Source organism: Mycolicibacterium lacusdiani (assembly GCF_021916785.1).
GTDB lineage: Bacteria > Actinomycetota > Actinomycetes > Mycobacteriales > Mycobacteriaceae > Mycobacterium > Mycobacterium lacusdiani.
On record NZ_JAKCFC010000008.1, the window covers coordinates 93,802 to 113,001 of the forward strand.

The following is a 19,200-nucleotide window of genomic DNA, read 5'->3' on the forward strand; positions in this document are numbered from 1 at the left end:
TTCAGAGCCGGGAGCTTCAACGCGTGGGCGGTCCCGGCCCGACCGGTCCGCTACCGCGGGTCGGCACATGCGGAGGAGGCACTCGATGGCGGCGATGAAGCCCCGGACCGGCGACGGTCCACTGGAAGCAACCAAAGAGGGGCGGGGCATCGTGATGCGGGTACCACTGGAAGGTGGTGGACGACTCGTCGTCGAACTGACCCCCGACGAGGCCGCAGCCCTCGGAGACGAACTCAAGGGCGTCACCAGCTAGCAGTTCGAGCGTGACCGGTCGCATCGGCGGCCGGTCACGCTGCTGTGGCTAGGCTGCCGTACCTAGGCTGCTGTGGCTAGGCACCGACCGCGCGGTACACGTCGAGCGTCTGCTCGGCGATGCGCGCCCAGGAGAACTCGTCGATGCACCGCTGCCGTCCCGCGCGTCCGTAACCCGCGGCCCGCTCGGGATCGGCGACCAGGTTGTTCACGGCGTCGGCGAGATCGGACTCGAACGTCGCGGTGTCGGACTTGTCGTAGTGCACGAGTTCGCCCGTCTCGCCCGGTACCACCACCTCGGGGATGCCGCCGACGTCGGAGGCCACCACCGCCGTCGAGCACGCCATGGCCTCGAGGTTGACGATGCCCAACGGCTCGTACACCGACGGGCACACGAACACCGTTGCCGCGCTCAGGATCTCGCGAATCTTCGGGGTCGGCAACATCTCCCGTACCCAGAACACCCCGGATCGTGCGGCTGCCAGCTCCGTCACGGCGCCGCCCACCTCGGCGGCGATCTCGGGGGTGTCCGGCGCGCCCGCGCACAGCACCAGCTGCACCTCTGGGGCGAACCGGTGGGCGGCCGCGACGAGGTGCGCGACGCCCTTCTGGCGCGTGATGCGCCCGACGAACGCCACGATCGGGCGGCTCGGGTCGACGCCGAGGTCGGCGAGCACCGACCCCTCGGCGGGATACCACGCATCGGTGTCGATGCCATTGCGCACCACGTGCACGCGATTGGCGTCCAGAGCGGGGTAGGTGTTCAGCACGTCGTTGCGCATGCCCGAACTCACGGCGATCACCGCGTCGGCGGCCTCCACGGCGGTGCGCTCCACCCAGGACGACACCTGGTAGCCGCCGCCGAGCTGCTCGGCCTTCCACGGCCGCATCGGCTCGAGCGAGTGCGCGGTCAGGACGTGCGGGACCCCGTACAGCAGCCCGGCTATGTGCCCCGCCATTCCGGCGTACCAGGTGTGCGAGTGCACGACGTCGGCGCCCGCTGCGGCGTTGACCATCACCAGGTCGGCCGAGAGCGTCGCCAGGGCGGGATTCGCCCCTGCGAGCGCAGGATCGGGTTTCGCGACGAACGCGCCGGGCCGGTCGGCGCCCATGCAGTGCACGTCGACCTCGCACAGACGTCTCAGCTGCGCGACGAGTTCGGTCACGTGTACGCCGGCTCCGCCATACACCTCGGGCGGATATTCTCTGGTCATCATCGCCACCCGCATGACACTGACGGTAACGGCCGAATTGGCTCACCGCACCAATTGCCTTGACTTGCAATCCGACAGACTCGCCGCCAATAGTGCGAATGGCTGGCCTCCGCCGGTGACGGCCGATAGGTTTGTGTCATGAGGGAAGCCCCACACGTCCTCGGCATCGTCCTGGCCGGCGGTGAGGGCAAGCGCCTGTACCCCCTGACCGCGGATCGCGCCAAGCCGGCCGTCCCCTTCGGCGGCGCCTACCGTCTCATCGACTTCGTTCTCTCGAACCTCGTCAACGCGCGGTACTTGAAGATCTGCGTTCTGACGCAATACAAGTCGCATTCGCTGGATAGGCACATCTCGCAGAACTGGCGGCTTTCGGGGCTTGCCGGCGAGTACATCACCCCGGTGCCCGCGCAGCAGCGCCTCGGTCCGCGGTGGTACACGGGCAGCGCCGACGCGATCCTCCAGTCGCTGAACCTGGTCTACGACGAGGATCCCGACTACGTCGTCGTGTTCGGCGCCGACCACATCTACCGGATGGACCCGGAGCAGATGCTCCAGTTCCACATCGAGAGCGGCGCGGGCGTCACCGTCGCAGGCATTCGGGTCCCGCGCGCCGAGGCGACCGCGTTCGGTGTCATCGACGCCGACGAGTCGGGCCGCATTCGAGAGTTCCTCGAGAAGCCCGCCGACCCGCCCGGTACACCCGACGATCCCGAGCAGACGTTCGCGTCCATGGGCAACTACATCTTCAGCACCAAGGTGCTCATCGACGCCATCAAGGCCGACGCCGACGAGGACCGCTCCGATCACGACATGGGCGGCGACATCATCCCGCGTCTGGTCGCCGACGGAAAAGCCGCCGTCTACGACTTCAAGGACAACGAGGTGCCCGGGTCCACCGAACGCGACCACGGGTACTGGCGCGACGTCGGGACGCTCGACGCGTTCTACGACGCCCACATGGACCTGGTGTCGGTGCACCCGGTCTTCAACCTCTACAACCGCCGCTGGCCGATCATGGGCGAGTCGGCGAACCTCGCGCCCGCGAAGTTCGTCAACGGTGGCTCCGCGCAGGAGTCGGTGGTCGGTGCGGGCAGCATCGTGTCGGCCGCCTCGGTGCGGAATTCGGTGCTGTCGTCGAACGTGGTCGTCGAGGACGGTGCGATCGTGGAGGGCAGCGTGCTGATGCCCGGTGTGCGGATCGGCCGCGGTGCGGTCGTGCGCCACGCCATCCTCGACAAGAACGTCATGGTGGGCCCAGGCGAGATGGTCGGCGTCGATCTCGACAAGGACCGCGACCGGTTCTCCATCAGTGCCGGTGGCGTGGTCGCCGTCGGCAAGGGCGTCTGGGTCTAGGCCTCGGAACGCTTGCGGCTGCGTCGCCGTCTCAGGACGGTGAAAGCGGCCCACGCGATGACGGCAACGACCACCAGCACCAGCACCGGCAGCAGGATCGCGACGAACACCAGGCCGACGCTCGTTACGTCCTCGACGGTGCTCAACACCGGTGCGGCGATGCCCGCCGTGGACGCGTTCGCGACCGGCCGCACCGCGGTCTTCGTCAGATGCACGACGAGCGCGATCGCGATGCCGAGCACCACCGGTATCCACTGACCCGAGCCGGCGAAGGCGCCGGGGTCGGTGACGGCCTGGGTCTGCGCGGCGGTGCCCGATCCGAACACGATGCCCCCGGCGGTCGGCCGCACGAACGTCTGCACGACGTCGTTGACGCTGTCGAGCGCGGGCACCTTGTCGGCGACGACCTCCACGGTCAGGAGCACCGCGACGATCGCCATGACCCAGCCGTTCTCGAGCCAACTCCAGCCCGACGGCAGTGTGACCAGGTCGGTGAACCGCGCCAGCAGACCCAGCGCGAGCAGCGGAATGTAGGCATTGAGCCCCGCCGCCGTCGCCAGGCCGAACCCGGTCAGCAGTTCCATGGGATCAGTATGCGGCGGGTGACGGTTGTTTCTGGCGGTAAGGTCAGACGATCGTCGGCGACGAATTGAGAGGTCCGACATGAGCGAGATGACACCCGAACTGCAGAGCGAGATCGAAGGCATCCTGCAGACGAGCCAGAAGCGCCACGGGGTCGTCTACCGCGAGATGACCGAAGGTCTGGGTCACGAGGAGATGGCCACCCGGCACGGCAAGACCCCGGCCCACATGAAGAGGTTCGTCACCAGCGTCCGGCACATCCTGGACGGGACGATGCCCTCGACGTCGCTGGTGCTGACGAATTCCTACGGCTACCGCGAACTGCTGAATTACCAACCGACACATGACCTCTACGAGCACGTGACGGCGTGGCTCAAGCGCCTGCGGCAGGTCAAGCCCGAGGTGAGCTTCGAGCCGCTGGACGGCCACGCCCTCCCAGAGGCCTTGAAGGACAAGCGTCGCGCCGAGGTGGTCGAGAAGATATGCCCGCAGTGCTACATGGTGCACCCCGGCGAGTGCTACTGACCGTCGGTCACGACCCGGTCCGCCGCGCCGGCCGTTCGTGCGGAGGGACTTTCGGAGTGTCCCGGATCGATCGGCGCTTGCCCGCCACGGTCGGCAAGCGCCGCCTGCAGCGGGGGCAGATTGGCCGGCCCTCAATGTCGACCGTCCAGTCCTTCCCGCCACCGGGGCACGGCTTCTCCGGTGTGGTCATGGCTGGTCGCCGTCCGCGGGTGGCCTGCGATCGACTGAGCGGGCATCGAGTTTCACGCGTCAAGTATGCGACGGCCGGTCGTCACCAGACGCCAGGCACCAGACGCTTCCGTACGCGCGAAACGTATTCGGGGTAGCCGGGCAGCTCCTGGCGGAGCATCTTCTCCTCGTCGAGGATGCGCGCGGCCAGCACCGGGAGCGCGGCGGCGACCACCACGAGTCCCCACAGGGAGTCCAGCGCGGGTGGCATGCCGACCATCATGATCAGCGCCCCGAGGTACATCGGATGGCGAACCACCCCGTACAGCCCGGTGGACACCAGCGGCTGGTCCGCCTCGACGGTGATGGTGGCGGCCGCGTAGGAGTTCTGCACGACCACCAGCTGCGACAGGACGAGGCCACCCACGACGAGGACGTCGCCGACGACGATGAGCCACAGCGGGACCGACGACCAGCCGAACCGGTGGTCGAGCGCCGAGACCACCAGCGTGGCGACGACCAGTAGCACCGTCGCCGACATGACGATCCGCTGTGCCGGCCGAGTCTCCGCCGTCGGACCTGCCTTCATCCTGCGCGCCAGGGCAGCCGGGTCGCGGACGGCCAGATAGGCGCTCGGCACCATCGTCGCGGTCAGGAACACCGCGATGAACACCCAGGCCTGCCAGTAGTCGACCGTGCCCGCCGGGACGAACAGCGCTGCGCCGAAGAATACGACGCTGAACGCCATGGCGGCGATTGTCTTCAACGCGAGCTTCATGGGCCTACGCCGCATCCCGGCGTCGGTAGAGCCAGCCGGCGACGCCTGCCAACAGCCCGGCGACGACCGTCATCACGACCAGCGCGACGACGGGCACGTCGGTCGGGACGGTGGTCCGTCCCACGGGCGACAGGTCGATCAGCCATTGAGGCAGGCGAAGCAGCGCGCCCAGATACAGCGATGTGACGACGAACGTCACTGCGAGCCAACCGATCCACGCATGCCGCAGCGCGACGCCCAGTGCTGCGACACCGGCCAGCACGGCCAGCGCTGGGACGAATGCCACACCCGCCAGGGTCAGCCGCACCACGGTGCCGGGTTCGCCGAGCGCGATGCCTGCGCCCAGACCGTTGCCGAGGCCGGCGAAGAACATCAGCACTGCAGCGCCGAACACCGCCGACGCGACGGCCGTCAGCAGCCAGCGCCACCGCGAAACTGCCCCCGCGAGAACTGTTTCCCCGAGCCCGGACTGCTCGTCGGAGTACACCCGCAGCACCGCCGACACGACGTAGGCACTCGCGGCGGCAGCCAGGAACTGCGTCATCGTCGTGTAGACGCCGTCGGTGCCCTGCGCGGCGAGCACCCGGGCCAGCAGTTCGTTGGTCGCCGCGGCATCGAGCAGGGACTTCGTCATCGAGCCGAAGGCAAGGCCCGCTGCGAACAGTCCGACCGACCAGCCGATCGTCTGCCCGCGCGCCAGCACCAGGTGCAGGCCGAGCACGCCATGGATCCGGCGCGCTGTGGGACGTTCTCCGCTGGAGGCGACCGTGCCGTCGTCGTACTGCCGCCGTGCCTCGAGTACCGCCGCGGCCGCGATCAGACCGGCGGTGAGCGCGAGCAGCAGGGCCAGGGGCCACCACCGGAGATCGACGAAGGGGCGCATCTGCTGAGCCCAGGCGATCGGCGAGAGCCAGCTGACCGCGCTGCCGGAGTCGTCGATCACGTCGCCGACCCCGCGCAGCAGCGCCGCGAGGGCGAGCGTCGCCATCGCCGCCCCGGTCGCGGTGCGGGCCTGCCGCCACATCTGCGCCGTGACGGCGGCGACCGCACCGAACGCCATGGCCACCGCGCTGACGCCGATGCACATCGCCGCGGTGTCGACGACCTCGAATCCGGTGGCCGACATGGCCGCCGTCATCGTGATGGCCAGCACCACGTTCACCGCCGCGACGACGACGAGCGCAGCGCTGGTCCGGGCGTAGCGTCCGACGACCGAGGCCAGGACGAGTTCCGCTGCGCCGCTTTCCTCCTCGGCGCGGGTATGGCGAATCACGGTGAGGATGGCGAGTATCGATGTCGCCACGATCAGCGTGAGCATCAGTTCGTTCGCCATCATCGCGCCGAGGTCGGTCTCGTTGCCGCCGAACATCGGGCCGCCCAGCATCATCCCGGCAGGGGTCTTGAGCAGGTTGACCCTGGCGAGCCGCGACGCCTCGTCGGGGTAGGCCAGCTCGATGGCGTTGGGTGAGTAGGCCATGGTCAGCGTGAGGACCGCGATCCACACCGACAGCCGAATTCGGTGGCGGCGCAACGCATGCCGGATGAGGCGCGCCGTGCCGGTCCAGGGTGACCCGATGGGGGAGGCCTCGTGCCGTCCGTGACGTGTGGCCGTCGAGGCGGCCGTTGCCGGCGCGGTCATCGGTCGGCGCCCTGATACTCGCGCAGGAACATGTCCTCGAGTGATGCCGGTGCGACGGTCAGTTCGTCGATGCCGAGTTCGGTGAGCCGGTTCATCGCCCGGTCGAGGTCACCGCGGTCGACCGCAAAGCGCAGCAGGCCCTCGTCGTCCCGGAGGTCGTGCACGTACGGTTCGCCGTCGAGCCCGCGCCCGTCGCCGCGGACGCGCGCGGTCACCGTGGTCCGCATCAGGTGGCGCAGTTGCTCGAGTGAGCCGGACCTGACGGTGCGTCCGGCGCGCACGATCGTGACCGTGTCGCAGAGCTTTTCGACCTCGGCGAGGATGTGGCTGGACAGTAGGACCGCGGCGCCCTGGTCGGCGACCTCCCGCACGCACTGCTGGAATGCCTGCTCCATGAGCGGGTCCAGGCCCGACGTCGGCTCGTCGAGGACGAACAGTTCGGCGCGGGTGCTGAATGCGGCGACGATCGCCACCTTCTGCCGATTGCCCTTGGAGTAGGTGCGGGCCTTCTTGTGGGGATCGACTTCGAAGCGTTCGATCAGTTGGTCTCGTCGCTTCTCGTCGACCGCGTCGGTGCCGCGCAGGCCTGCGAGGAAGTCGATGGCCTGCATGCCGGTGAGGTTGGGCCACAGCGTGACGTCGCCCGGCACGTAGGCGATCCTGCGGTGCAGGGCAACTGCGTCGCGCCACGGGTCGCCGCCGAGGAGTCGGACGGTTCCGCCGTCGACGCGCAGCAGTCCGAGCAGCACCCGGATGGTGGTCGACTTGCCGGCACCGTTGGGTCCGAGGAAGCCGGTGACGTCACCTGGTGCCACGGTGAGGTCGAGGCCGTCGAGCGCGCGTGTTCGGCCGAATGACTTGGACAGTCCGCTGATCTCGACCGCTGGCCGATTGGCGTTGTCAGTCATCATCTTTCCTCTCTCCGGGGATCAAGGGGGAACCCTGCTCGCGCTGAGCGCGGAAGGCGTCGTACATCGTGGCGTCGGCCATCAGCCCGTTGGTGTAGATCTCGAGCGCGGGCAGGAGCATGTCCTCGCCGTAGTCGTGCAGGACGGCGCGCAGGTTCGTGGGATCGTCGTGCATCTGCAGATAGAGCAGGAAGCACCCGCCCCCGGCCATGGCCAGGAAGCGCGCGCGGCCCCTGGGGTCCGGGCTCGGCTTGACGGTGCCGGCCCGCACGCCCTCTTCGATGTACCGCTCGGCGTTGTCGATCATCCTGCGCCACAGCGCCTTTGCGAGATCGCCACCGGTCTGGAGGCTGCGCATCAGGTACGCCATCAGCGGCGCGTAGGCCTCGATCTCGGCGAGCTGGGCGAACCACGTCGCCGGGTCCGAGGTCTGCATCGCCTCGCTCTTGCTGCCGTACACGCTCTCGGCGACGTAGTCGTCGCACGCCTTGCGCAGGCCCTCTTTCGAGCCGAAGTGGTGGATGACCAGGCCCGGGCTCACCCCTGCGGCCGTCGCGATCGCTCGCACGCCGACGGTGAACCCGTCGCGGCCGAACAGGTCGATGGCCGCGTCGCGGATGCGGGCCGTTGCCGTGAGGTCGTCGACTGAACGCACGTTTAGTAGATTAAACGCGCGTTCAGTCGGCGGTCAAGAGTGCGGCGCGAAGAGGGCTCAGCCGTTGGCGCGAGTGTGCGTGGACTCGGGTTTCGAGGCGGCGTGTCGCCCGCAGACACGCACGCTCGCCGAAGGAGGCGAGGATCAGTCGCGGGCGGCGGCGAGCAGGCCGTCGCCGAGTGGGATCAGCACCGGGGTGAGGCGCTCGTCCTCGGCGATGAGCCGGGCCGCCTCGCGTACCGCGGCGACCTCCTTGTCGGCGGCATTCGCGTCACCGGCACGGCCACCGAGGGCGGCGCGGTGCACGACGATCGCTCCGCCGGCACGCAGCAGCCGCACGCCCTCGGCGACGAACTGCGGCTGATCGATCGGGTCGGCGTCGATGAACACCAGGTCGTACGAGTCGTCGGCCAGGCGGGTGAGCACTTCCTGGGCACGCCCGCCGATGAGCCGGGTCCGCGACGGCCCGACGCCTGCCTCGGCGAAGGCCTGCTTGGCTAGGCGCTGGTGTTCGGGTTCGACGTCGATGGTCGTCAGCACGCCGTCCTCGCGCATGCCCGCCAGCAGCCACAGGCCGCTGACCCCTGCGCCGGTGCCGACCTCGACGACGGCCTTGGCGCCGGCGAGCCGCGCCAGCACGCTCAGCAGCGCCCCGACTGCAGGCGTCACGGCGCCCGCTCCGCTGTCGTCGGAGCGCTCTCGCGCGGCAGCGGTGATCGCGTCCTCGGTGATCGACTGTTCGGCGTGCGTGAGAAGCGACTCCGAGCGACTCGGCCGCGTCTGAGCGTCATCGGAGCTGGCCATGCCCGCAGCGTAGAGGCCGACCGATCGGCGGCACTCCCCGACACGCCCGTGTCCCGACGCCGAGATGAACCCATTTCGAGGCGGTTTGTGCACTTCGCGGCATGGGTAGCCCGCATTCTCAGGAAAAGTTCAGTTTGCTCATATGCCAACCTCACCAGGGTCGGGAACGGTAATCCCCATGACACACGGCGCAGTCCCGCAGCACGGCCGCGATGGCGGGAATTCTCGCGCCGGGGAAGCCGTTGTTCGGCACGTGGCAACGACGCCGGACATTGGCGTCCGCAAGAGCGATCTGGAGGATCCGACGACCACCACAAGCACGTCCCCCGTGTTCATGGCTCACCTCGAGCAGGCAGGCGCTGACGCAGGCCAATCGGGTTGGGTCGAGCCCACCGACGAGTTGACCGGCACCGCGGTATTCGACGCGACCGGCGACCAGGCTTCGATGCCGTCCTGGGACGAGCTGGTGCGCCAGCACGCAGACCGCGTCTACCGTCTGGCCTACCGGTTGTCCGGCAACCAGCACGACGCCGAGGACCTCACCCAGGAGACGTTCATCCGCGTGTTCCGCTCGGTGCAGAACTACCAGCCGGGCACGTTCGAGGGCTGGCTGCACCGCATCACCACGAACCTGTTCCTGGACATGGTCCGCCGCCGCAGCCGCATCCGCATGGAGGCGCTGCCCGAGGACTACGACCGCGTCCCCGCCGACGACCCGAACCCCGAGCAGATCTACCACGACTCGCGGCTCGGGCCGGACCTGCAGGCTGCGCTGGACTCGCTGCCTCCGGAGTTCCGCGCCGCTGTCGTGCTGTGCGACATCGAGGGTCTGAGCTACGAGGAGATCGGCGCCACGCTCGGCGTCAAGCTCGGCACCGTCCGCAGCCGCATCCACCGCGGTCGCCAGGCGCTGCGCGACTACCTCGCCGCGCACTCGACCGCCGAGGACGGCTACGCCAGTCATCAGGTCCGCTCGGCCTGACCCGACCGCACGCCATCGGGTGCCGAACGGTGCTGATGGGTGTTTCACGGCGCCGCTCGCGCTACATTCGAATAGTGCGCGCCGCGCAGTAGCAGCGACTGGAGAGGAGCGTGAGCGATGGCCGACCCGGGGCACGTTTTCCGTCGGGCGTTCTCCTGGCTTCCCACGCAGTTCGCGTCGCAGAGCACCCATCCCGTTGGGCCGCGCCAGTTCGGTTCCACCGAGCACCTGTCGACCGAGGCCATCGCCGCGTTCGTCGACGGCGAGCTGAGCATGAAGGGCCACCTGCGCGCCGCGGGTCACATGTCGCAGTGTCCGGAGTGCGCGTCGGCCGTCGACGCTCAGGGGCAGGCGCGTACGGCGTTGCGCGAGTCTCATCCGATCGCCGTCCCCACCGCACTTCTGGGTGCGTTGTCGCAGATCCCGCACAGTCCGCATCCCGATCCGCACCTCAACGACGAGGAGCACGGATTTGCTGACGACGTTCTGCGTGACCGTCGCAAGCGCCGGTAGGCTGGACCCCGAGTACGACCCCCGCGTGCGCCTGCCGATCATCTCGCCGGCGGGCGCCCCGACCGAGAGTGAACACGGGTGACCAATCAGGACCAGTCCGGCAACACCCCCCGCCTGACACCGCGCCCGGTGACCCGTCCGCCGGTCGACCCGGCAGCGACCCGCACCTTCGGCAGGCCCGCGGGATTCACCGGGTCCTTTCTCGGCGCCGACAAGCAGCAGGACCAAGGCGAGTACGCCCCGAAGAACCAACCGCCGGACCCCGTGCTGGCCGAGGCGTTTGGCAGGCATGGCTCCGGTGAGTCGCTGCAGCGCCACCCCGCCGACACCGGCGCCCTCGAAGCCGAGCGCGACAAGACCGCCGACGCACCCGCCGACCCGTGGCGCGACCCATCGGCGGTGCCGTCGCTCGGCACACCCGCGGTCGCCCAGACCGCGCCGACCGTCAACGCCGCGCCCCCAGGCAAGCTCGGCGTGCGCGACGTGCTGTTCGGCCGTCGCGTGTCGTGGACCGCGCTGGCGCTGCTGGCCATCTTCGCGCTGGTCATCGGGTTCAGCGGCGGCTGGGTCGGACGCAAGACCGCCGAGGTCGTCGAGGCGTTCACCACCTCCAAGGTCACGCTCGAGACCGACGACAACCCCGAAGGCCCCCCGGGCCGGTTCGCCACCGTCGCCAAGGCCGTCGCCGACTCCGTCGTCACGATCGAGGCCACCAGCAAGAACGAGGGCTCGCAGGGCTCGGGCGTCGTCGTCGACGGCCGCGGCTACATCGTCACCAACAACCACGTCATCTCCGAAGCCGCGAAGAACCCGGCCGACTACAAGCTCACCGTCGTCTTCAACGACGGCAAGGAAGTGCCTGCCAACCTCGTCGGCCGTGACCCCAAGACGGACCTCGCGGTGCTCAAGGTCGACAACGTCGACAACCTGACCGTGGCCCGGCTCGGCGACTCCGAAAAGATCACCGTCGGCGAAGAGGTCATCGCGGCGGGCGCCCCGCTCGGCCTGCGCAGCACCGTCACCAGCGGCATCATCAGCGCGCTGCACCGCCCCGTGCCGCTGTCGGGCGACGGCTCGGACACCGAGACAGTCATCGACGGCGTGCAGACCGACGCATCGATCAACCACGGCAACTCCGGCGGCCCGCTGATCAACATGAACTCCGAGGTCATCGGCATCAACACTGCCGGAAAGTCGTTGTCGGACAGCGCAAGTGGCCTGGGTTTCGCGATCCCGGTCAACGAGGTCAAGGAGGTCGTCGACGCCCTGATCAAGGACGGCAAGATCGCTCACCCGTCGCTCGGTCTCACCGCCCGCTCGGTCAGCAACTCCGTCGCCTCCGGTGCGCAGGTCGCCAACGTCACCGTCGGTGGCCCGGCGGAGAAGGCCGGCCTGCTCGAGAACGACGTCGTCGTCAAGGTCGGTGACCGCAAGGTTGCCGACGCCGACGAGATGATCGTGGCGGTGCGTCAGCTCAAGATCGGCCAGGAGTCGCCCATCGAGGTGATGCGCGACGGCCGTCCCGTCACGCTGATGATCACCCCTGGCTCTGACGCAGACCAGCCCAGCCAGTAGCGCCGTGTTCGCCAACGTCGGGTGGGGCGAGATGCTCGTCCTGGTGATCGCCGGGCTCGTCATCCTCGGCCCCGAGAGGCTGCCCGGTGCGATCCGCTGGGCGTCCAACGCGGTGCGCCAGGCCCGTGAGTACCTGACCGGAGCGACTTCTCAGCTGCGCCAGGACCTGGGCCCGGAGTTCGACGATCTTCGCGAACCGCTGTCGGAACTGCAGAAGCTGCGCGGCATGACGCCGCGGGCCGCGCTCACCAAGCACCTGCTCGACGGTGACGACTCGATCTTCACCGGGAAGATCGACACCCCTGGTGGTGACTCGAAGGGCAATGGCTCGGACACGCCCACCGAGAAGCCGGTGTCGGCACCGACCCTCGGCACGCCACCGGCCAAGCCCGCCGGGCCGTCCGGTGGCCCCACGCGGTTCGACACCGACGCGACCTAGCGCATTCCCCCGTCGCTTCGCTCGCCCTAGCGGCCTGCGGGGTCCAGTCCGAGCGACATGCCCGCGAGGCCGCGCTTGCGCGACGACAATGCGTCGGCGACCTTGCGCAGTTCCTTGCCCGCAGGTGAATCCGGGGCACTGAGCACCAGCGGCGTCCCCGAGTCACCCGCAGTGACGAGCGCAGGATCGATCGGTATCTGGCCCAGCAGCGGTACGTCGGCGCCGACGGCCAGAGACAGACGCTCGGCCACCTTCCGTCCGCCACCCTCGCCGAACAGCGCCATGGTGGTGCCGTCGGGCATCAGCAGCCCGGACATGTTCTCGACCACGCCTGCGATGCGCTGACGGGTCTGCAGCGCGATCGCGCCCGCCCGCTCGGCGACCTCGGCGGCGGCCAGCTGCGGCGTGGTGACGACCAGGATCTCGGCGCCGGGGATCAGCTGCGATACCGAGATGGCGATGTCACCGGTGCCCGGCGGCAGGTCGAGCAGCAGCACGTCGAGGTCGCCCCAGTAGACGTCGGCGAGGAACTGCTGCAGCGCACGGTGGAGCATCGGACCGCGCCACACCACGGGCGTGTTGCCCTGGGTGAACATCGCGATCGAGATGACCTTCACGTCGTGTGCGACCGGCGGCAGGATCATCGAGTCGACCTGGGTGGGGCGGTCCTCGGTGCCGATCATGCGGGGCACCGAGTGGCCGTAGATGTCGGCGTCGAGCACGCCGACCGCCAACCCGCGGGCCGCCATCGCCGCGGCGAGGTTGACGGTGACGCTGGACTTGCCGACCCCGCCCTTGCCGGAGGCGACGGCGTACACGCGCGTCAGCGAGCCGGGCTGGGCGAACGGGATCACCGGTTCACGGGAGTCCCCGCGCAGCAGCTTGCGCAGTTCGGCGCGCTGCTCGTCGTCCATCACGTCGAGGCTGACCTTGACCGCGCCGGTGCCGGGCACGTCGGAGACGGCGCTGGTCACCCGGTCGGTGATCTCGGTCTTCTTGGGGCAGGCCGACGTGGTCAGGAAGATCTCGACGTGCACGCCCGACGAATCGTCGACGGTGACGTTCTTGACCATCCCGACCTCGGTGATCGGACGCCGCAGTTCGGGGTCGATCACCTTGTTGAGGGCGGCGCGCACCGCCGTTTCGAGTTCGCTGGCTGTAGAGGACATCACCTGCGAGTCTAGGCCGCGTCGGCGACCGCTCCGGCAGAGGTCAGGCCGGGGGCGGTCCTGGCTGCTGCCCGAGGGGACCCGGCGGCAGCACCGGGGCGGCTTCGGCGGGCAGTCCGCCGGGCGCGGGCGGAGGTGGCGGCGGGGCGAACGGAGCCGCGGGAACCGGGTTCGGGGGCCCGAACAGCGGCGGCGCGAACGGGGCGGGAGCGGGCGGTGGGACGGCGGCCGGCAGCGGTACCGGGGTGCCCTGGATGCAGAACACCTGGCAGTTCTGCTGCGGTGCTGACGGCGCGGGGGCGCCACCGGGTGCGACGGCACCGGGGTTCAGCGGTCCGGGCGCGGCGGCGGGTGCCCCGATCGTGCCCGCGGCGTTGGTGCCGCCGATGTCGAACAGCGGTGTGACGGCCAGCGGATCGGTCGCGGGCAGGCCGGTCGCGTTGGGCGGCAGGCCCGGGCCGAGACCTGCGCCGCGGGTCGTCGTGAGGTGGACGTCGGAGATCGGCGGCGGCGGGCCGCCGATGACCGGCAGATCGACCGGCTCCACGCCCGTCTGGTAGGCGGCCGCCCATCCAAGTACGTTGCGCGCGTAGGCCATCGAGTTGTTGTAGCGCAGGATCGCGGCGAGCACCTGCGACTGGTCGCGCAGGTTGAGGTTGCCGCTGCACAGGTAGCGGGCGGCGGCCAGCGTCGAGTCGAACAGGTTCTGCACGTCGGCCTTGCCGTCGTTGTCGCCGTCGGAGGCGTAGCGCGCCCAGGTGCCCGGCAGGAACTGCATCGGCCCCATGGCACGGGCGTAGGTGACCCGGCCGGACTGCACGCTCTGCACGATCACTTCGTTGCCCGCCAGCGTCCCGTCCAGGGTCGGACCGTAGATGGGCTGGATCGGCGTGCCGCGTGCGTCGGTGGCACCGCCATTGGCGTGTAGCGATTCGATGCGGCCGATGCCCGCCAACAGGTTCCAGCTGACGCCGCACCCGGGGTAGGCCGACGCCATCATGCGCTCGGCGTTGCGGTAGGCGTTGAGCGCCATCACTGGGATGCGCATGTTGCCCATCGTGCTGAACACGATCGGCGGTGGCGGTGGCGACGGGTTGGCCGCGGCGATCCGCAGTGGCTTGATCGGCTTGGCGGCGGCGATCACCCGGACGCCCGAGTCGTCGGCACCGCGCGCGACGGCTGCGAGTGGCATGTAGCCGTCCGCGCTGACCGTGTGCTTGGGCGCGGGTGCGGCCGCCCCGACCGCGCCGATGAGCACCGCGGGGGCGATGACGAGAACGCCGAAAGCTGGTGTGCGGACCACTCGGGCCGCGCGACGACGCACCGTTGCGATGACGTCGCGTCCGCCAATGTGCACTAAGACCGTCCTACCCAAGCCAAACACCGTGTGAACCAGGTCACCATACCGACTTCGGTTTCATACGTTGCAGCAATCCCCACAATGGCTTTCAACACCCTCGTTGGCGAGATCGCACATCACGGATTGGAGGGTTCGGCACGCCCGTCACTTCGGGTGTCACCGCGTGAGGCCGACTTGCCCTTCTTGTCCGACTTCGACTTGCTCCCACCCTCCTTCGGCGGCTGCAATTCGTTGAGCAGGTCGCGTAGGTCCTCGAGTTCGCGGCGCAGGTAGTCGCGAGTGACGACCTCGCCCACCGCGATTCGCAGTGCGGCCAGCTCGCGGGCGAGGAACTCGGTGTCGGCCTTCGTCTGCTGGGCGCGGCGCCGGTCCTCTTCGAGCGCCACCCGATCGCGGTTCTCCTGCCGGTTCTGCGCCAACAGGATCAGGGGCGCGGCGTAGGCGGCCTGCGTCGAGAACGCCAGGTTCAGCAGGATGAACGGGTACGGGTCCCATTGCAGCTGAAGGGCGAACAGGTTCAGCAGGATCCAGATGACGACGAACACCGTCTGCATCGCCAGGTAGCGGCCGGTGCCGAGGAACCGGGCGAACCTCTCGCCGAAGCGGCCGGCGGCCTCCACGTCGAACTGCGGGGTGAGGCGTCGGGACGTACGGGGTGTGTCGAGGCGCTGACGCGCCGTCGCCTCACTCATGACGGCCTAGCGGGGCCCGCGGCCGTCACGTCGGCAACCGGCAGTTCGGGTTCGTCGACGTTGACACGCCAATCGTGCGGTAGGAGGTGGTCGAGCACGTCGTCCACGGTGACGGCGCCCAGCAGATGGTTCTCCTCGTCCACCACCGGCCCGCAGAGCAGGTTGTAGGCGGCGAAGTAGCGGGTGACCGCGGCCAGCGAGGTGTCGGGGGTCAGGTTGGGCAGGTCGGTGTCTACGATGCCGCTGACCAGGGTGGCTGGCGGCTCGCGCAGCAGCCGCTGCAGGTGCACGCAGCCCAGATAGCGCCCGGTCGGCGTCGCGGTCGGCGGGCGCACGACGAACGCCAGCGACGCCAACGCCGGGGTCAGGTCGGGATCTCGGACGCGGGCCAGCGCCTCGGCGACCGTGGTGTCGGGGGCGAGCACGACGGGACCCGAGGTCATCAGACCGCCCGCGGTGTCGGGGGAGTGCTTGAGCAGTCGCCGCACCGGTTCGGAGTCCTCGGGATCCATGCGGGCCAGCAGCACCTCGGCGCGCGAGGCACCCAGTTCGCCGAGCAGGTCGGCGGCGTCGTCGGGATCCATCTCCTCGAGCACGTCGGCCGCCCGCTCGGTGTCGAGCTGTTCGAGCAGATCGACCTGCTCGCTCTCGGGGAGCTCCTGCAGGATGTCGGCGAGGCGCTCGTCGCCGAGGGCGTTGATCACCTCGTATCGCCGCTTGGACGGTAGCTCTCGGATCGCGTCGGCGACCTCTATCGGTCGCTGCCCCTCGAACTGCGCGAGCAGCTGCGCGACGCCCTGGCCGGGCAGCGCGAGCGCCGACGGCGTCAGTCCGATGACGTTCTGCCATTCGACGGCGTGCACCGACGTGCGCCGGCCTAGGCGCCGGTGGTTCCGCACCGCCACGCGGGTGACGACCCAGTCGCGGGAACGGACCTGCTCCATGGCGAGATCGACGACCACGACGTCGACGCCTGCGAGCTGCGGCAGCTCGGGATCTTCGACGCGGACCCGGGTGTCGAGGACCTGGCCCAGGACGAGGACCTCACCGGGCCGCTGGGCGAATCGGCGCAGCGACACGTTGCCGGTGGTCAGCGTGACCGCGCTCGGCTCGATGGCGGTGACGCGCAGGATCGGCACGAAGATCCTTCTGCGCGTGAGCAATTCGACGACCAGTCCCAGTACGCGGGGCTGCTGCTTGACGATGCTGATGCTGATGACGACGTCGCGAACGCGCCCGATGGACTCGCCATCGGGACCGAGCACCACCATCCCCGCTAGTCGGGCCGCATAGACCCTGTTCACCGCCGCCATGTCTCAAAGGGTAGAGAGTGTTGGCGTGTCCAACCCGTATCGCCCCCGTCGAACCGTCCTGTCGGTCCCCGGTAGCAGCGACAAGATGATCGCCAAGGGCAAGCAGCTGCCCGCCGACGAGGTGTTCCTCGACCTCGAGGACGCCGTCGCCCCGGACGCGAAGGGCGCTGCACGTGCCCGGGTGGCCGCCGCGCTCGCCGAACCCGGCTGGGCCGGTCAGCTGCGCGGTGTCCGGGTCAACGACTGGACCACGCCATGGACCCACGCCGACGTCATCGAGGTCGTGGCGAGTGCAGGCGAACACCTCGACCTGGTGGTGCTGCCGAAGGTCGTCGACGTCTCGCACGTTCAGGCGCTGGACTTGCTGCTCACCCAACTCGAGCACACGCACGGACTTCCGGTGGGACGGATCGGAATCGAGGCGCAGATCGAGAATGCCGCGGGCCTGTCCAACCTCGACGCGATCGCCGCGGCCCCGCGGGTGCAGTCGTTGGTGCTGGGGCCGGCCGACATGATGGCGAGCCTGAACATGCGCACCCTGGTCGTCGGCGAGCAGCCCGAGGGCTACGACGTGGGCGACGCCCACCACTACGTCCTGATGCGCATCCTCGTCGCCGCGCGCACGCACGGCATCAACGCGATCGACGGGCCCTACCTGTTGGTGCGCGACACCGAGGCCTTCCGCAGGGTTGCCGCTCGCTCGGCGGCGCTCGGCTACGACGGCAAGTGGGTGCTGCACCCCGACCAGATCGCCGCGGGCAACGAGATCTTCAGCCCCCGCCAGGACGACTACGACCACGCCGAGCTGATCCTCGAGGCCTACGAGTGGCACACGTCCAGGGCGGGCGGGGCGCGCGGTGCGGTGATGCTCGGCGACGAGATGATCGACGAGGCGAGCCGCAAGATGGCGTTGGTGATCGCGGGCAAGGGCAGGGCGGCCGGGATGGCGCGCACGACGGCGCCGTTCGAACCGCCCGCGTAACGCTCGTCAGAAGGTGGTGACGCCGCTCGCGAAGAGCCCGATCATCAGCAGCAGGTACAGGATCATGCCCGCTGTGATCAGCCCGCCGACGATGACGCCCGCGAGCGCCAGACCCCAACCGTCCTGCCCGGTGCGACGGGTCTCGCGCATCGCGATGATCCCGAGCACGACGCCGACGACCGCGGGCAGGCCGCAGAGCAGCCCGGTCAGCGCGCAGACCAGCGCCGCGATCGCCTTGCCGTTGGTGCCCGCAGGCTGGGCCGCTCGATACGGGTCGTACGGGTAGCCGCCGGCGTACGGCGGATAGGGCGGCGGGTAGCCGGACTGCGGATGACCCGGAGCCGGATAGCCGGGAGCCGCATACCCGGGCGGCGGGTATCCGCCCGGTTGCGACCACCCGTCGGAGTAGACCGGCGGCGGCAGCCCGGGGTTGGCGGGGTAGTCCAGCGGCTGCGTCGAACCGTCGGGTGCGGGGAACTCCGGGCCGCGGTAGGGCTGCTCGGGACCGTTGGTCATCAAGCCGCCGCGACGAGGACGAGCCAGAGCATGCTGAACAGCAGTGTGACGGCGCCGACGATGATCCCCGCGAGCGCCAGGCCCCGGCCGGACTCGCCGCTCACCTTGATCTGGTTGATCGCGACGACGCCGAGGATGATGCCCGCGATCGAGCCGATGCCGCACAGCGACACCACGGACGCCACCAGTGAGGCAATGGCCAACGCGTTCGTCTTCGTGGGCTGCGCGCCGTAGGCCGGATAGCCGGGAGCGCCGTAACCCGGAGCCCCGTAACCGGGTGCGCCATACCCGGGTGCGCCATAGCCGGGTGCGCCATAGCCGGGTGCGCCATAGCCCGGCGGCGGGTACCCGGGCGGCGGACCGTAGCCGGGGGCGGCGCCGTATGGCGGGGGAGGCGGGTAGTTGCCTGGGGTGCCGTACTGCGGTGGCGCCTGCTGGCCGAACTGCGACTGGTCGTACTGGGGTTGGCCGTACTCGGGTTGGCCGTACTGCGATTGGTCGTACGAGGGCTGCTCGTACGAGGACTGGTCGTAGCGGGGCTGCTCGTGGGACGGCGGCTCGTAGGAGTTCGCGTACGCCGGCGCCGAGTCGCCGGAATCCCGCTCGTCAGGTCGCGGGGTGTCCTCGATCGGGGGCGATTCATAGCCCTGGGGAGCCGGTTCCGACCCCCCGGCGCCCGAGTCGGGTGACGACGTCTGACCTGGGTTCGAGTCCTCACTCGTCATGGACCCAAACCTAGCGCACCGCCGATACCGAGTGTTCGACGCGCTTTCGGGGCACG

At 69.5% G+C, this 19,200-nt stretch carries 21 protein-coding genes; 8 read left to right on the plus strand and 13 right to left on the minus strand.

Annotation, left to right across the window (positions count from 1 at the left end; translation table 11 throughout):
* Nucleotides 1–85 precede the first annotated feature (85 nt).
* Nucleotides 86–253 carry a DUF3117 domain-containing protein gene (locus LOK44_RS21985; RefSeq protein ID WP_003406247.1) on the plus strand — a complete coding sequence of 56 codons (168 nt, stop codon included), beginning with the start codon at nucleotides 86–88 and terminating at the stop codon, nucleotides 251–253.
* 76 nt (nucleotides 254–329) lie between these two features.
* Here LOK44_RS21985 and glgA read toward each other — a convergent pair whose 3' ends face one another.
* A complete protein-coding gene (glgA, locus tag LOK44_RS21990) occupies nucleotides 330–1,481 on the minus strand; it encodes a glycogen synthase (RefSeq protein WP_237572221.1) in 1,152 nt (383 codons plus the stop codon).
* A 123-nt stretch (nucleotides 1,482–1,604) separates the two neighbouring features.
* Between glgA and glgC the strand changes: the two genes are divergently transcribed.
* Nucleotides 1,605–2,819, plus strand: coding sequence for a glucose-1-phosphate adenylyltransferase (glgC, locus tag LOK44_RS21995; RefSeq protein ID WP_163923755.1), 1,215 nt, complete (start codon nucleotides 1,605–1,607; stop codon nucleotides 2,817–2,819).
* On the opposite strand, the gene LOK44_RS22000 is transcribed toward glgC, so the two are convergent.
* On the minus strand, nucleotides 2,816–3,403 hold the full coding sequence (locus tag LOK44_RS22000) for a DUF4126 domain-containing protein (RefSeq protein ID WP_237572222.1): 588 nt from the start codon (nucleotides 3,401–3,403) through the stop codon (nucleotides 2,816–2,818). The genes glgC and LOK44_RS22000 overlap by 4 nt on opposite strands.
* Nucleotides 3,404–3,482: 79 nt before the next feature.
* Between LOK44_RS22000 and LOK44_RS22005 the strand changes: the two genes are divergently transcribed.
* Nucleotides 3,483–3,926, plus strand: a complete 444-nt coding sequence (locus LOK44_RS22005; RefSeq protein ID WP_237572223.1) for a hypothetical protein — start codon at nucleotides 3,483–3,485, stop codon at nucleotides 3,924–3,926.
* A 271-nt stretch (nucleotides 3,927–4,197) separates the two neighbouring features.
* On the opposite strand, the gene LOK44_RS22010 is transcribed toward LOK44_RS22005, so the two are convergent.
* From LOK44_RS22010 to LOK44_RS22030, 5 genes are all read right to left on the minus strand, one after another.
* Entirely contained in the window at nucleotides 4,198–4,872 is a 675-nt protein-coding gene (locus LOK44_RS22010; RefSeq protein ID WP_237572224.1) for a methyltransferase family protein, read from the minus strand.
* A gap of 4 nt (nucleotides 4,873–4,876) precedes the next feature.
* Nucleotides 4,877–6,511: an ABC transporter permease gene (locus tag LOK44_RS22015; protein WP_237572225.1), complete on the minus strand. Its 1,635-nt coding sequence runs from the start codon at nucleotides 6,509–6,511 to the stop codon at nucleotides 4,877–4,879.
* On the minus strand, nucleotides 6,508–7,419 hold the full coding sequence (locus LOK44_RS22020) for an ABC transporter ATP-binding protein (RefSeq protein WP_237572226.1): 912 nt from the start codon (nucleotides 7,417–7,419) through the stop codon (nucleotides 6,508–6,510). The genes LOK44_RS22015 and LOK44_RS22020 overlap by 4 nt, the downstream gene beginning before the upstream one ends.
* Entirely contained in the window at nucleotides 7,412–8,074 is a 663-nt protein-coding gene (locus LOK44_RS22025; RefSeq protein ID WP_237572227.1) for a TetR/AcrR family transcriptional regulator, read from the minus strand. The genes LOK44_RS22020 and LOK44_RS22025 overlap by 8 nt, the downstream gene beginning before the upstream one ends.
* 144 nt (nucleotides 8,075–8,218) lie before the next feature.
* The gene (locus LOK44_RS22030) at nucleotides 8,219–8,878 is read right to left on the minus strand and encodes an O-methyltransferase (RefSeq protein WP_163923773.1); all 660 of its coding nucleotides are present in this window, start codon (nucleotides 8,876–8,878) and stop codon (nucleotides 8,219–8,221) included.
* A gap of 178 nt (nucleotides 8,879–9,056) precedes the next feature.
* On the opposite strand from LOK44_RS22030, the gene sigE reads away from it, so the two are divergent.
* From sigE to tatB, 4 genes are all read left to right on the plus strand, one after another.
* On the plus strand, nucleotides 9,057–9,860 hold the full coding sequence (sigE, locus tag LOK44_RS22035) for an RNA polymerase sigma factor SigE (protein WP_237572228.1): 804 nt from the start codon (nucleotides 9,057–9,059) through the stop codon (nucleotides 9,858–9,860).
* Between the two features lie 117 nt (nucleotides 9,861–9,977).
* Nucleotides 9,978–10,373 carry an anti-sigma E factor RseA gene (rseA, locus tag LOK44_RS22040; RefSeq protein WP_237572229.1) on the plus strand — a complete coding sequence of 132 codons (396 nt, stop codon included), beginning with the start codon at nucleotides 9,978–9,980 and terminating at the stop codon, nucleotides 10,371–10,373.
* 78 nt (nucleotides 10,374–10,451) lie between these two features.
* The gene (gene htrA, locus LOK44_RS22045) at nucleotides 10,452–11,948 is read left to right on the plus strand and encodes a serine protease HtrA (protein WP_237572230.1); all 1,497 of its coding nucleotides are present in this window, start codon (nucleotides 10,452–10,454) and stop codon (nucleotides 11,946–11,948) included.
* A 4-nt stretch (nucleotides 11,949–11,952) separates the two neighbouring features.
* Nucleotides 11,953–12,387 (plus strand): Sec-independent protein translocase protein TatB, encoded by a 435-nt coding sequence (tatB, locus tag LOK44_RS22050; RefSeq protein WP_237572231.1) that lies wholly within the window; start codon nucleotides 11,953–11,955, stop codon nucleotides 12,385–12,387.
* Between the two features lie 26 nt (nucleotides 12,388–12,413).
* On the opposite strand, the gene LOK44_RS22055 is transcribed toward tatB, so the two are convergent.
* The 4 genes from LOK44_RS22055 to LOK44_RS22070 form a co-directional block, all read right to left on the minus strand.
* The gene (locus LOK44_RS22055) at nucleotides 12,414–13,556 is read right to left on the minus strand and encodes an Mrp/NBP35 family ATP-binding protein (protein WP_237572232.1); all 1,143 of its coding nucleotides are present in this window, start codon (nucleotides 13,554–13,556) and stop codon (nucleotides 12,414–12,416) included.
* A 43-nt stretch (nucleotides 13,557–13,599) separates the two neighbouring features.
* Nucleotides 13,600–14,913, minus strand: coding sequence for a lytic transglycosylase domain-containing protein (locus LOK44_RS22060; protein WP_237572233.1), 1,314 nt, complete (start codon nucleotides 14,911–14,913; stop codon nucleotides 13,600–13,602).
* Nucleotides 14,914–15,032: 119 nt separating this feature from the next.
* A complete protein-coding gene (locus LOK44_RS22065; protein WP_237572234.1) occupies nucleotides 15,033–15,608 on the minus strand; it encodes a DUF1003 domain-containing protein in 576 nt (191 codons plus the stop codon).
* Nucleotides 15,605–16,921: a magnesium transporter MgtE N-terminal domain-containing protein gene (locus LOK44_RS22070; RefSeq protein WP_237572235.1), complete on the minus strand. Its 1,317-nt coding sequence runs from the start codon at nucleotides 16,919–16,921 to the stop codon at nucleotides 15,605–15,607. Before LOK44_RS22070 ends, LOK44_RS22065 begins: the two co-directional genes overlap by 4 nt.
* A 25-nt stretch (nucleotides 16,922–16,946) precedes the next feature.
* Here LOK44_RS22070 and LOK44_RS22075 point away from each other — a divergent pair, with 25 nt between their 5' ends.
* Nucleotides 16,947–17,903: an HpcH/HpaI aldolase/citrate lyase family protein gene (locus LOK44_RS22075; RefSeq protein ID WP_237572236.1), complete on the plus strand. Its 957-nt coding sequence runs from the start codon at nucleotides 16,947–16,949 to the stop codon at nucleotides 17,901–17,903.
* Between the two features lie 6 nt (nucleotides 17,904–17,909).
* Here the strand turns inward: LOK44_RS22075 and LOK44_RS22080 are convergent, their stop codons facing one another.
* Both LOK44_RS22080 and LOK44_RS22085 read right to left on the minus strand, forming a co-directional pair.
* On the minus strand, nucleotides 17,910–18,419 hold the full coding sequence (locus LOK44_RS22080) for a DUF4190 domain-containing protein (RefSeq protein ID WP_237572237.1): 510 nt from the start codon (nucleotides 18,417–18,419) through the stop codon (nucleotides 17,910–17,912).
* On the minus strand, nucleotides 18,419–19,144 hold the full coding sequence (locus LOK44_RS22085; protein ID WP_237572238.1) for a DUF4190 domain-containing protein: 726 nt from the start codon (nucleotides 19,142–19,144) through the stop codon (nucleotides 18,419–18,421). The genes LOK44_RS22080 and LOK44_RS22085 overlap by 1 nt, the downstream gene beginning before the upstream one ends.
* Nucleotides 19,145–19,200: the final 56 nt, after the last annotated feature.

What these genes read in the sequence shown, in the direction of transcription:
- LOK44_RS21985 (WP_003406247.1), top strand. Translation starts at nt 86, where the DNA reads ATGGCGGCGATGAAGCCCCGGACCGGCGACGGTCCACTGGAAGCAACC.
- glgA (WP_237572221.1), bottom strand. Translation starts at nt 1,481, where the DNA reads ATGCGGGTGGCGATGATGACCAGAGAATATCCGCCCGAGGTGTATGGC.
- glgC (WP_163923755.1), top strand. Translation starts at nt 1,605, where the DNA reads ATGAGGGAAGCCCCACACGTCCTCGGCATCGTCCTGGCCGGCGGTGAG.
- LOK44_RS22000 (WP_237572222.1), bottom strand. Translation starts at nt 3,403, where the DNA reads ATGGAACTGCTGACCGGGTTCGGCCTGGCGACGGCGGCGGGGCTCAAT.
- LOK44_RS22005 (WP_237572223.1), top strand. Translation starts at nt 3,483, where the DNA reads ATGAGCGAGATGACACCCGAACTGCAGAGCGAGATCGAAGGCATCCTG.
- LOK44_RS22010 (WP_237572224.1), bottom strand. Translation starts at nt 4,872, where the DNA reads ATGAAGCTCGCGTTGAAGACAATCGCCGCCATGGCGTTCAGCGTCGTA.
- LOK44_RS22015 (WP_237572225.1), bottom strand. Translation starts at nt 6,511, where the DNA reads ATGACCGCGCCGGCAACGGCCGCCTCGACGGCCACACGTCACGGACGG.
- LOK44_RS22020 (WP_237572226.1), bottom strand. Translation starts at nt 7,419, where the DNA reads ATGACTGACAACGCCAATCGGCCAGCGGTCGAGATCAGCGGACTGTCC.
- LOK44_RS22030 (WP_163923773.1), bottom strand. Translation starts at nt 8,878, where the DNA reads ATGGCCAGCTCCGATGACGCTCAGACGCGGCCGAGTCGCTCGGAGTCG.
- sigE (WP_237572228.1), top strand. Translation starts at nt 9,057, where the DNA reads ATGACACACGGCGCAGTCCCGCAGCACGGCCGCGATGGCGGGAATTCT.
- rseA (WP_237572229.1), top strand. Translation starts at nt 9,978, where the DNA reads ATGGCCGACCCGGGGCACGTTTTCCGTCGGGCGTTCTCCTGGCTTCCC.
- LOK44_RS22055 (WP_237572232.1), bottom strand. Translation starts at nt 13,556, where the DNA reads ATGTCCTCTACAGCCAGCGAACTCGAAACGGCGGTGCGCGCCGCCCTC.
- LOK44_RS22065 (WP_237572234.1), bottom strand. Translation starts at nt 15,608, where the DNA reads ATGAGTGAGGCGACGGCGCGTCAGCGCCTCGACACACCCCGTACGTCC.
- LOK44_RS22070 (WP_237572235.1), bottom strand. Translation starts at nt 16,921, where the DNA reads ATGGCGGCGGTGAACAGGGTCTATGCGGCCCGACTAGCGGGGATGGTG.
- LOK44_RS22080 (WP_237572237.1), bottom strand. Translation starts at nt 18,419, where the DNA reads ATGACCAACGGTCCCGAGCAGCCCTACCGCGGCCCGGAGTTCCCCGCA.
- LOK44_RS22085 (WP_237572238.1), bottom strand. Translation starts at nt 19,144, where the DNA reads ATGACGAGTGAGGACTCGAACCCAGGTCAGACGTCGTCACCCGACTCG.